This window comes from Streptomyces xylophagus (assembly GCF_000716435.1).
In the GTDB taxonomy this organism is placed as follows: Bacteria; Actinomycetota; Actinomycetes; order Streptomycetales; family Streptomycetaceae; genus Streptomyces; species Streptomyces xylophagus.
Genome location: NZ_JNWO01000025.1, coordinates 16,847 through 28,714, shown reverse-complemented (window position 1 = coordinate 28,714; position 11,868 = coordinate 16,847). Strand labels below are relative to the sequence as shown.

The 11,868-nt window shown below is 72.4% G+C and carries 6 protein-coding genes; 5 read left to right on the top strand and 1 reads right to left on the bottom strand.

All coding sequences use genetic code 11. From position 1 onward, the window contains the following. Window positions 1-23 precede the first annotated feature (23 nt). The 3 genes from OO70_RS40065 (at window position 24) to OO70_RS40055 (ending at window position 7,541) form a co-directional block, all read left to right on the top strand. Window positions 24-1,550, top strand: a complete 1,527-nt coding sequence (locus tag OO70_RS40065) for a hypothetical protein (RefSeq protein WP_043683232.1) — start codon at window positions 24-26, stop codon at window positions 1,548-1,550. A 112-nt stretch (window positions 1,551-1,662) separates the two neighbouring features. Beyond that, entirely contained in the window at window positions 1,663-2,529 is an 867-nt protein-coding gene (locus OO70_RS40060) for a hypothetical protein (RefSeq protein WP_043683230.1), read from the top strand. A 68-nt stretch (window positions 2,530-2,597) separates the two neighbouring features. Then, on the top strand, window positions 2,598-7,541 hold the full coding sequence (locus tag OO70_RS40055; RefSeq protein ID WP_043683228.1) for a hypothetical protein: 4,944 nt from the start codon (window positions 2,598-2,600) through the stop codon (window positions 7,539-7,541). A 21-nt stretch (window positions 7,542-7,562) separates the two neighbouring features. Here OO70_RS40055 and OO70_RS40050 read toward each other — a convergent pair whose 3' ends face one another. Next, a complete protein-coding gene (locus OO70_RS40050; protein WP_043683225.1) occupies window positions 7,563-8,162 on the bottom strand; it encodes a hypothetical protein in 600 nt (199 codons plus the stop codon). 418 nt (window positions 8,163-8,580) lie between these two features. On the opposite strand from OO70_RS40050, the gene OO70_RS40045 reads away from it, so the two are divergent. Both OO70_RS40045 and OO70_RS40040 read left to right on the top strand, forming a co-directional pair. After that, window positions 8,581-11,439, top strand: coding sequence for a nitrate- and nitrite sensing domain-containing protein (locus OO70_RS40045; protein WP_043683221.1), 2,859 nt, complete (start codon window positions 8,581-8,583; stop codon window positions 11,437-11,439). Further along, complete coding sequence (locus OO70_RS40040; protein WP_043683218.1) at window positions 11,436-11,867, top strand: roadblock/LC7 domain-containing protein; 432 nt, start codon at window positions 11,436-11,438, stop codon at window positions 11,865-11,867. The genes OO70_RS40045 and OO70_RS40040 overlap by 4 nt, the downstream gene beginning before the upstream one ends. Window position 11,868 lies beyond the last annotated feature (1 nt).

Sequence of the window (11,868 nt, the reverse complement as noted above, 5' to 3'; positions counted from 1 at the left end):
ACCGAGGACCTAGTCTGTGCAGCGTGACTTCGCCTGCATCGACGGACAGCGTTCCGCCCCAGTTCAGCGCGGGGCCGCGCCCCGCCCCGGGCCCGGCCGCCGACGAGGGACTGGCGCGGCGACTGCGCGCGCTCGCCTGCACCGCGCCGCTGCACGACCTCGACGCACGCAAGGCCAACCTCGCGGGCGAGTACTCGGTGTACGGCATGTCCGAGGTGGCCCTCGCCGCCATCGACCTGGTCACCCTCAACATGGACTTCGACACCGGCGCGGACCACGACCAGATAGTGGCCAGGCTCATCCCGCGCATCGCCGCCCAGGCCCCGCGCCGACCTGTCGTCGAGCACGAGCGCGTGGCCCGCTGGGTCCTGGAGAACCTGATCAACGTCGGCAGCGTCGACCGCGGCTTCCGCACGGTGTACGGCACGTTCGCCCAGGACGGCACGTATGTGCGCCGCGACTACGACTTCAAGCTGATCGAGGAGGTCCCCGGCTACGGCGGCAGCGTCTACCTCCGTACGACCGACGAGGCCGTCAACGTCCTCGTGGGCGCCCTCGACACCGACGTCACCAGCGCGCAGATCGCCGCCGAGGTCAAGCTGGAGGTGCTGATCAGTCGTGGTCGGCTCGCCGACGCGCAACTCGCCGCGGAGCAGGCTCGGTATCGGACCGTGCAGTACTCGGAGACGCTTCGCCGCGCGTTGGATGCCACGCGGCGGAATGTCCGCGCGGTGGACTGGCTCAACGCCGTGCCGGACATGATCGCCGAGGCCCTCGACCACGTTGCTGATCGGTACCGCCACGAGAACGCGATCCTGACCAATATCCGCAAGGCCCGTGACGAGTCCGAGGACGCCGAACAGAAGCGGCGTGCGGCCGAGTTGGTCGACATCGTCAAGGACTGCATCCGGCGGCACACGCAGCTTCAGTCGCGTCTTCTGGAGGCCGGGCCGCTGTTCCGTGCCGAGCAGGATCGGCAGGCCTTCGCCACGCCGATGACTACGTCAGGGATAGACCTCTACGGGCATCTCGTCTCGCCCGTTCTGCCGTTGCCCCTGGAGCAGGCGATCCGGGTCACGGACGCGTTCTTCGCTCGCGGTACCGGGTTGCGTACACCGGTGTCCGTCCGGGTGGGTGACCTCGTCGAGATACTGCTCACGCCGCCTCAGGAGCGGGAGCATCTCGGGGCGGAGATGCCGGAGCCGGATCTCATCGCGACGCCGGACGACAGTCGGTTCAGTGAGGAGCAGTTGGCTGCGGCGATGGAGTTGCTCGATCTGCCTGCGGATGCGCCTCGGAGGTTGTCGGGGTTGCTTGCCGATGCGCGTCGGCGGGATGCGGAACTTCCTTATCTGGTTGCCCTGTTGGCCGTGCATGCGGCCAGTCCGCCCGTTGGTACTGCTTATCGGCAGGGGGAGGCGAAGTTGTTGTTCGCTGTGGATGACGGGGTTGAGTTGGACGATCCGGAGTTCGGTGGGGCCGATCTGATTGTGGGGATGGCCCTTTTGGACGCGGCGGGGATGGCTGCGGGGCGGAGTGAGGCGGCGTGATGGGTTGGTCGTTGTTCGGGTGCGGGTCCGTTGTGGCTGGTCGCGCAGTTCCCCGCGCCCCTATCGGGGCGCTTGTCCCCGGCCTCGTATTCAAGAACAAGGAGTTGCAGTCGTGACCGAGCACGAGTCGGAGGCCGCCGCAGCGCCGGTGACCGCTGTCATCACGCCCGCCGACGCTGCCGACGCCGCTCGGCTTGTTGCCTTTGGGCTGCAGCCCAAGCTGCAGCCCGCGCGGGATCAGGAGTACGCGGAGCTGTTGCGGCGGTACCGGGAGGACTCGCCGTTCGCTCGGCTCGCCGATGCCGTGGCTGCCGGGCTCGGGCTGGTCGTGCTGGAGGTGTCCCCGCGCGCGGGGATGGCCGTTACCGCTGCCGAGGACTCGGTGTTCGCCGTGCGGATGGGGGATTACGCGCGTCGTACGGCCGCCGACTCCGGGGACCGGTTCCTGCATGGGCTCGCGCATCTCGCCGTTGCCGCCATGGCGTTTCCGCGGCCCGAGGACCTTGCCGACGACGGGTACATCGGGCGCGTCACGGTCAACGGGGTCGATGCCTTCGTGCGGCAGGCCTGTCGGCGGCTGGAGGAGCGCGCCGACGAGCAGGGCATGAACACCGACCCGGCCACCGACGCGCCCGGTCTGGAGGCCGCCTGGCGGATCTGGGTCAGACGCAGCGCGACCGGAGCCACCAAGGACGCCCGGAGACTGGCCGGTTCGACCACCGGCATCGTCGGCAAGGCGGCCGCCTTCCTCACCGACTCCGGGTTCCTGCAGCGCACCGGCGACGACAACGGCGGTACGTATCGCACGACCGCCCGCTATCAGCTTCAGGTGCGTGACATGGCCGGCAGTGCCGCCATGGCCGAACTGCTGGAGCTTGGCATCGTCCCGGTCACCGACGGCACCGCCAGCCTGCTGCCCGCCGAGGACACCGAGGACCTGGAGCTGGTGGCCGACGCCGGGCTGCCGTTCCACTCCTGACCCCGAGCCCCTCCCGAAGACGTACGAACCCCCCCACACCTGCCGAAGACTTACGACGAGAGTCCGCCATGTACGAGCTGTCCCGGGTCCGCCTCTACTCCATCGGGCCCGCCGGTGCGCGCTACGCCGACACCGTGCTTGACCTGCGCGGCGTGGGCAAGCCCGTGCCCGACCCCGCGCCCACCCAGGCGGAGTTCTTCGAGGACGAGCCCGTCGGGCCGCCGCGCCGACCCGCGCCCGCCGGAGTGCTCTTCCTGGAGAACGGCGGCGGCAAGTCCGTCCTGCTCAAGCTGATCTTCTCGGTGATGCTGCCCGGTCACCGCAACACCCTGGGCGGCGCCAGCTCCGGTGTGCTGCGCAAGTTCCTCCTCGCGGACGACTGCGGGCATGTCGCCCTGGAGTGGCAGCACACGCTGACCGGCGAGTGCGTGGTCGTCGGCAAGGTCAGTGAGTGGCGGGGGCGCCAAGTCTCCAACGACCCGCGGAAGTTCGCCGAGGCCTGGTATTCGTTCCGGCCCGGCCCGGGACTGAGCCTGGACAACCTCCCTGTCGCCGAGGCCACTTCCGTACGGCCGCCCGTCGAGGGCGCGTCCGGGGCGCAGGGTCGTCGGCGCACCATGAAGGGCTTCCGGGACGCCATCACCGAGGCGGGCAAGGCGTATCCGCACCTCGAAGTGCACTGGGAGGAGATCCACGACCGCTGGATCGAGCACCTCGGCGACCTCGGCCTCGACCCCGAACTCTTCCGCTACCAGCGGGAGATGAACGCCGACGAGGGCGAGGCCGCAGGTCTTTTCGCGGTCAAGAAGGACTCCGACTTCACCGACCTGCTGCTGCGCGCGGTCACCGACACCCGGGACACCGACGGGCTCGCCGACCTGGTCGGCGGCTTCGGCAACAAGCTGGGGCGGCGGGCCGAGCTGATCGCCGAGCGGGACTTCACGGCCGGTTCCGTGGATCTGCTCGGCCGGATCGTCGAGGCCGCCGAGGCACGGGCACGCGCGCGTGAGATCCACGCCGGCGCCGAGCGTCGTACCCGCACTCTCGCACGGCGGCTGTCCGCGCGGGGCGCGCAGGAGCGGGTGCGGGCCGCCGACCTCGCGCAGCGGGTCACCGCCGCCGCGTACGCCGTCACGCACGCCGAGGGGGCGCGGGAGCGCAGCGCGCTGATCGCCGCCGAACTGGCGTACCGGCACGCCTCGTTGGCGCTCGCCACGACGGAGAAGTCCGCCGCCGCGCAGAAGCGCGAGCTGGCCGACGCGCGCACGCTGCACTCCGCCTGGCAGGCCGCCGAGGCGGTCCTGCGGCACCGGGCCGCAGCCGACCGCTCCGCGCGCGTGGCCGTCGCGATCCGCGAGGCAGAGCGGGACGCCGCACCGGCGCTCGCCGCTCGCGCCAAGGCCGCCGTCGATCTCGTACGTGCCCTGCACACGGCCGCCGAGAGCGCCGAGAACCTCGCCAACGAGGGCGAGGAGCGGTCCGCCGCCCTCCAGGAGATCGGCGAGACCTCCCACCGCGACGCGACCTCCGCCGCCACCGAGGCGCAGCGCGCCCGCAGCGAGGTCGGGCATCTGCGCCAGCGCCTCTCCGAGGTCGAGCAGGAGACCGCCGAGGCGGTGCGCGCGGGCTGGCTCGACGACAGCGCCCCCGACGCCGACCCGGCCCGCGCGGCCCTCGCCGCGAGCGACGCCGAGAAGACGGCCGTGGCCGCCTGGGACACCGCGCGCGAGGCGTCGCGGCGGGGGTCCGAGCACGCCCGCGAGGCGGCTTCCGCCGAGTCCCGCGCGGAGTTGACGGCGGCCCGCGCGTCCGACGCGGCGACCGCCGCCGAACGGACCTACGACGCGGAGCGGCGCCTCGCCGAGGGGTTGGCGGGGGAGGAGCGGCTGGCTGAACTGCTGAGCTTGCCTGGTGCCGGTGCCGGTGCCGGTGCCGGTGCCGGTGCCGGTGGCGGTAGCGGTGGTGTGCCGGTACCGCGCGGTGCGGCCGGTGAGCGCGCGGCCGACGGCGCGGCGACGGGGCAGGGGGATGCCGGGGCCGCAGGCGGCGCCGGCCAGGGTGTTGGGGGCGTCGCGGGCGCGCGCTCGGCTGTCGCCGGTGACGATGGCGACGGCGATGCCGAGTCGGATGCGCGCACCCGTGCTTCGGCCAACGGCCTTGCCGCAAGCGGCCGTTCCTCCACCAATGCCGCCTCCGCCAACAGCCCCGCAGGAAGCGGCCGTTCCGCCACCAACGCCAGCCCCGTCACCCACCCCGGTACCGCCAAGCCCAACCGCCCCCTCGCCGAAGGCCCCCTCACCCCCGAGGAACTCGACCGCTTCGCCGACGAGTTGCGCGAACTGCTCGACGACGGGGTCACCTCCAGCGAACGCCAGCTCTTCGACCTGCGCACCGCCGCCGCGGACGACTCCCGGATCCTCGGGGCGCTCGGCGACGGCGGACTGCTGCCGCCCGGCCCGGACGTGCTGGCCACCGTCGAGTACCTCGGTGAGCACGGCATCCCGGCCCTGCCCGGCTGGCGTTACCTCGCCCAGGCCGTCGACCCTGTCGACCACGCGCGCGTGCTGGCCGCCCGGCCCGAGCTGGTCGACGGCGTGATCATCACCGACCCGGCCACGCACGCGCGTGCCCGCGAGGCCCTCAACGACGCGGCCCTGCTGCCCCGTTCCGCCGTGGCCGTCGGTACGGCCGCCGCCCTGCTCGCCCCGACTCCGGCACCCGACGCACAGACCGGTGACGTCTTCCTCGTACCGCCGAACCCGGCCATGCACGACGAGCACGCCGCCGACGAGGAGCGGCAGGCGCTGCGCGCGCGGGCGGGGCAGCGGGACGAGGAGATCCGTACGCTCGCCGCGCGGCTAGGCAAGGACCGGGAACTGGCGGCACGGCTCGCGTCCTGGCGCACCGGCTGTCCCAGCGGGCGACTGGTCGAGCTGGCGCAGGCCGCGCGGGACACACGCGCGTTCGCCGAGGAGGCCGAGGCCGAACTGGCCGAGGCACGGACCGTGCGGGCCGAGGCCGACGAAGCCGCCGCGGAGGCGGCCCAGGTCCGCGACGAGCGCCAGGAGGTCGCGCAGAAGGCCCGGCGCGCCGCCGACGCCCTCGCCGGACTCGCCTTCCGGCTGCGCGAACGCGCCGGCTGGCAGGTCAAACTGCGTGAACTCGCCGACGAGGCGGCCGAGTCGGAGGCCCGCGCCCAGTCCTGTCTGGAGCGCGCCCGCGCCGCCGACGAGGACCGCCGCGCCGCCCAGCGCGCGGCCGACGACGCCCGCCGCACGGCCCGTGCGCTGCGCGCCGAGCGCTCCGAGATCGCGGGCGCCCCCGACGACGTACCGGAAGACGACCCGGCTGCCCCCAAGCCCTCGCTGCCCGCCCTCCGGGAGGCCTACCGGGCCGCCTCGCAGCTCTACGAGAAGGTCGGCGTCGGCGCCGATCTGCGGGCCGAGCAGGCGCGGGCGGAGAGCGACGAGAGCGCGGCGATCGCCGAGTTGGACCGGCTCAGCAACAAGGTGCGCACGCGTGCGGCGCAGTTGCTGCAGTCACCTGATGGCTCCGACGGGCCGTCCCGGCAGGCCGCCGCGGCCCGTGCCGAGGAGCTGGTGCAGCTTCTGGAGACCCGGGTGTCGACCGCGAGCGAGCAGCTCGGGCGGCTGCGCGGCGAGGCCGAGCGGCACGCGCCCGAGGACGGCGAGGCGCACACCGAGCTGACCGAGGAACTCGTCCCGCGCGACGCCGAGCACGCACAGGCCCTGCTGCGCACGGCGACGGCCGAACTGGGCTCCCGCACCGACGCGTTGGGCCGGGCCCGCGAGGCGCACGCCGAACTCCTCGACGCCCACCGCGCCGCCGAGGACGGGGCGGGCGGCTTCGACGAGACCGCCGCGATGCTCCGTGACCTGCTGCGCGAGCACTCCTCGGACGAGGAGCAGGAGGAGCCCGAGCCGTACCCGGGCAGCGTGGAGGAGGCCCGGCACTCCGCCGCCGAGGCCCGCCGTTCGCTGCGCGGCTGCGCCGCCGACCTGTCCGCCGCCGAGGCCGGCGTACGCGAGGCGAGCGATGTGCTCGTGCGGCACGCCAACTCCACGCGCTACGAGCAGGTACGGACCCCCGCGCGGCAGCAGATCCGTGAGCTGCCCGCGTCGGCGCTGCCCGAGCACGCGCAGAAGTGGGCCGACGCCTTCGCGCCCCGCCTCCGCGTCCTCACCGACGAGTTGGCGCAATTGGAGCGCAACCGCGACTCGATCGTGGACCGGCTCCGTGGGCTCGTCGAGTCGGCGCTGGCGACCCTGCGGTCCGCGCAGCGGCTGTCCCGGCTGCCCGAGGGGCTCGGCGAGTGGTCCGGGCAGGAGTTCCTGCGCATCCGCTTCGAGGAGCCCGACCAGGCCACGCTCACCGAGCGGCTCGGCGAGGTCGTCGACGAGGCGACCCGGGCCGCCGTGAAGAAGAACTCGGACATGCGGCGCGACGGAATGTCCCTGCTGCTGAGGGGAGTTGGCGCAGCCCTGGAGCCCAAGGGTGTCGCCGTCGAGATCCTCAAGCCGGACGCCGTACTGCGTGCCGAGCGCGTGCCGGTCGGACAGATGGGTGACGTGTTCTCCGGCGGTCAGCTGCTCACCGCGGCCATCGCCCTGTACTGCACGATGGCCGCGCTGCGCTCCAACGACCGGGGCCGAGACAAGCACCGGCACGCCGGCACGCTCTTCCTCGACAACCCCATCGGGCGGGCCAACGCGACGTATCTGCTGGAGCTGCAGCGCGCCGTGTCCGACGCGCTCGGTGTCCAACTCCTGTACACCACCGGCCTGTTCGACACGACGGCACTGGCCGAGTTCCCGCTGGTCATCCGGCTGCGCAACGACGCCGACCTGAGGGCGGGCCTCAAGTACATCAGCGTGGAGGAGCACCTCCGGCCGGGCCTGCCGCAGCAGGCCCCCGCCGGAGAGGGGGAGTCGGTGCACAGCGAGATCACGGCCACCCGCATGTTCAAGCGCCCGGCGCCGACCGCCCCGTAGACGATCCCCCGTGGACGGACCTCAGGAGTGCGACAGCTGCCCGGCGCCACCCTTGCGGGCTATCCGCTCCTGCGCCCGCTCGGTGGCCCGTGCCTGACGCTGGGCCCGACGCCGCTCGCGGCGGAGGGCCCTTGCGGTGCTGCTGGGCTCGGAGACCACGCCGTTGCGCTGGTTCCACATCTGGCGGGTCACCCAGACGTCGAGGGCACCCCAGGTGGCCACCACCGTGCTGGCCACGCTGCTGATCACCATCGGGAACGCCAGCCAGGACCCGGCCATCGTGCACAAAAAGGCCACCGTCGCCTGGATCAGCGTCACGGCGATGATGAGGACCGCCCGCACGGCCGCCGTACGCACCGGGTCCGGCAGCCGGCGCCGACGGGCGGGCTCCTCGATCCACAACGGCCGGTAGTACTCCCGCTCTTCCGCTGTTTCGCGGGCCGAACCCGGCTCGTCGAATCCTGCCGTCGCCGGCTCGCTCCGGTTCGCGCGAGCCCCGCCACCTGTCGTCGTGCCACCGTCCGCCGTGATGTCGCGGTCCGGTGCCTCACGGCGCCGCTGCGCCGTCGACCGCGCCGCCACGCCGTCCTCAAGCGCCTCTTGCCGCTCCGCCGTGCCCATCAACGTGTCCTCCCCACCGCCGGTACACCACTCGCCCCGGACTCCGAAGATTCCGGCTCCCCAGTGGGTGCCCGGCCTGCCCTGTTTTACGCCGCCCGGTTGCGGATGCGGCTCCTGTGGCCGGTTCCGCCCCCATTTCCCGTAGAGAAAGACGAACAACATGCCACGAAGATTCCCAACGGACGAAAAAATCCGGCCAACTGGCCAAGTGAACCGATCGGGTGAGGTGTGGTGATCTGAGGGAAAACGCGGCGGCAATCTCCCGCAATGCCCCGACAACTCCCCATGTCTCGTCGCTGTTGCGGACGTTCATGCTCCGGACAGCTCTTCGAGTTACCTCTGTGTCAGTAGTAGGCTCGCGCCGTTTGTTGACGCACATGTGTACCCCCGGCCGGCGGGGGTCCAGCTGGGGGAGGCCATGCGCTTTCGCGGGAAGTCCATCCGCCGGAAGATCGTGGCGCTCCTTCTCGTGCCGCTCGTGTCCCTGACCGCGATCTGGGCGTTCGCCACGGTCCTCACCGGCAGGGCGGCCGGAGACCTGTTCAACGTGTCGTCGGTCGTCGAGAAGATCGGCTATCCCACCGAGGACACCGTCCGCGTCATCCAGCAGGAACGCCGACAGTCGCTCGTCTATCTCGCCGATCCCCGCGCCGCCGACGGACTCACCGACCTCCGGCGCAGCCGCACCGCGACCGACGAAGCCGTCGCCAAGATCCGCAAGAACGCCGAGAACCCGGACGTGCGCAACGCGATGGGCAAGGCCACCGACAGCCGCGTCGGCGCGGTCCTGGACGCCTTCGACGGCCTCGCGTCCCTGCGGCGCAGCGTCGAGGACGGCACCGTCAACCGCGGCCAGGCCCTCGGCCTCTACAACCACCTCGTCGACCCGTGCTACGTGTTGCTGTCCAACCTCCACGTCGTCGACAACGTCGAGATGGACAAGCAGTACCGCGCGCTCGTCAACCTCGCCCGCGCGCGTGAATTCCTCTCCCGGGAGGACGCGTTGCTCGGTTCCTCCCTGATCGTCGGCGAGCTCACCCGGGACGAGACCCGCGACATCTCCGACCTCGTCGCCCAGCGCACCCTGCTGTACGACATCAACCTGCCGCTCCTGCCGTCCTCGGAGCGCGACCACTTCACCCGCTTCTGGACGAACGCGGTCAGCGCCCCGCTGCGCGTGGCCGAACAGGCCGCCGCCTCGACCACGTCAGGATCGCCGCGCAACGTCACCGCACAGACCTGGAACACCGCGGCCGGTGGCGTCCTGGACAAGCTCGGCACCCTCGACGACCAGGCCAACGACCGCTATCAGGACCGCGTGCGCCCTGTCGCGATGAGCGTCATCCTCAAGGCGGCCGTCGCCGGCGTCCTCGGCCTGATCGCCCTCCTGTTCTCGCTCTTCCTGTCCGTCCGCATCGGCCGCGGCCTCATCCGCGACCTGCGCCAACTGCGCCTGGACGCCCACGAGGCGTCCGGAGTACGGCTGCCCAGCGTGATGCGCCGCCTGTCCGTGGGCGAGGTCGTCGACGTGGAGACCGAGGTCCCGCGCCTGGAGTACGACAGGAACGAGATCGGCGACGTCGGCCAGGCTCTCAACACCCTGCAGCGCGCCGCCGTCGAAGCCGCCGTGAAACAGGCCGAGTTGCGCTCCGGTGTCTCCGAGGTCTTCGTCAACCTCGCCCGGCGCAGCCAGGTCCTGCTGCACAAGCAGCTCACCCTGCTCGACACCATGGAGCGCAGGACCGAGGACACCGACGAACTCGCCGATCTGTTCCGCCTCGACCACTTGACCACCCGTATGCGCCGGCACGCCGAGGGCCTGGTGATCCTCTCCGGGGCCGCCCCGTCACGGCAGTGGCGCAAGCCGGTCCAGCTCATGGACATCGTCCGCGCGGCCGTCGCCGAGGTCGAGGACTACGAGCGCATCGAGGTCCGCCGACTGCCGCGGATCGCCGTCACCGGCCCCGCCGTCGCGGACCTCACCCACCTGGTGGCCGAACTCCTGGAGAACGCCACGGTGTTCTCCCCGCCGCACACCGCCGTCCAGGTCCTGGGGGAGCGGGTCGCCAACGGCTTCACCCTGGAGATCCACGACCGCGGCCTCGGCATGGCGGCCGACGCACTCCTGGACGCCAATCTCCGGCTCGCCGAGACACCGGAGTTCGAACTCTCCGACACCGACCGGCTCGGCCTCTTCGTGGTCAGCCGGCTCGCGCAGCGGCAGAACGTCCGCGTCTCGCTCCAACCCTCCCCGTACGGCGGCACCACCGCCGTCGTGTTCATCCCCGACGCCCTGCTGAGCGACGAGGTCCCGGACACCAACGGCATCGGCTTCCGCCTCGACCGGCCCCAGCCGACGAAGGAGGCCGAGCTGGAGGAGAGCCGCCGCTCCGCGCTCTCCCAGGTGCCAGTGAAGCTTCCTGGACTTCCGCCCGCGCTCCTGGACGGGCCGGTCGAACTTGAGGCGCCCGTCGACCTGGACAACCTCGACGGCTTCCCGAACACGCTCGACGACGAGGACGGCGAGCGTGGCGGAATCTTCCGCCCCCGCCGCTCCGCCGCCCACCGCGACGACCTCGGCCCCGTCCGCCCCGTGGAGCAGCACCAGCAGGTCTCCGGGGCCCACGACGGGCCGCGCGGAGCGGATCCGGACGGGCACCACAGCGAGCCGCTTCCGCTGCCCAGGCGCCGGACGCCCAAGCTCGTGAGCTCCCATGGACGCCCGGTCGCGGAGCAGCGCTCCCGAAGGGACCCGGGGGACTCCCGGGACGGCGGGTTCGACGGCCCCTCGGCCGCCCCGAGCCCGGGTGGATCCGAGACGGACGGCCCCGCGCCGTTGCCCGCCCGGAGGCGCGGTGACACGCCGCTACGGCGCCGTACCGACGTGCCCGGTGGGCGCGGCGAACCCGCCACGCCCCAGGCTTCCGCAGGGCGCGGCTTCGGCGAGCCGCCCGAGACTCCCGGCCTCCCCAGGCGCACGCGGCGTGCCGAGATCGCCTCCAGCGGTCCGGAGTCCGACACCCCGCCCAGCCGGTCCGGGCCCGACATGGGTGCCCTGCCCAGGCGCGTGCGCCAGGCCAACCTGGCCCCCCAGCTGAAACAGGAACCCGAGCGGCGCGCCGCGACCCCTGCGGAGGTCGCCGAGCGCGACGCCGACGAGGTACGCAGCCGTATGGCCTCGCTCCAGCGCGGCTGGCAGCGCGGTCGCGAGGAGAACGCCGAAGGCGACGACGCCCAAGGCGGCACAGCACCAGGAACTAAGGGGGACGGTCGATGACCGCACCAGAGGCGACCGGCCACAGCACCGACCAGCGCGGGCTGAACTGGCTCCTCGACGACCTCGTCGAGCGCGTCGCCAGCATCCGCAAGGCCATCGTGCTCTCCGGCGACGGCCTCGCCACCGGCGTGTCCCAGGACCTGACCCGGGAGGACAGCGAACACCTGGCCGCCGTGGCCTCCGGCTTCCACAGCCTCGCCAAGGGCGTCGGCCGCCACTTCGAGGCGGGCAGCGTGCGGCAGACGGTCGTCGAGCTCGACGAGGCCTTCCTGTTCGTGACGGCCGCGGGCGACGGCAGCTGCCTCGCCGTCCTCGCGGACGCGGACTCGGACGTCGGACAGGTCGCCTACGAGATGACACTGCTCGTGAAGCGGGTCGGTGTGCATCTGGGTGCCGCTCCGCGCACCGATCTGTCCACCGGCGGGTAGT

Excerpts from the sequence above, each read along its gene's own strand:
- OO70_RS40040 (WP_043683218.1), top strand. The coding sequence starts at position 11,436 with ATGACCGCACCAGAGGCGACCGGCCACAGCACCGACCAGCGCGGGCTG.
- OO70_RS40055 (WP_043683228.1), top strand. The coding sequence starts at position 2,598 with ATGTACGAGCTGTCCCGGGTCCGCCTCTACTCCATCGGGCCCGCCGGT.
- OO70_RS40045 (WP_043683221.1), top strand. The coding sequence starts at position 8,581 with ATGCGCTTTCGCGGGAAGTCCATCCGCCGGAAGATCGTGGCGCTCCTT.
- OO70_RS40050 (WP_043683225.1), bottom strand. The coding sequence starts at position 8,162 with ATGGGCACGGCGGAGCGGCAAGAGGCGCTTGAGGACGGCGTGGCGGCG.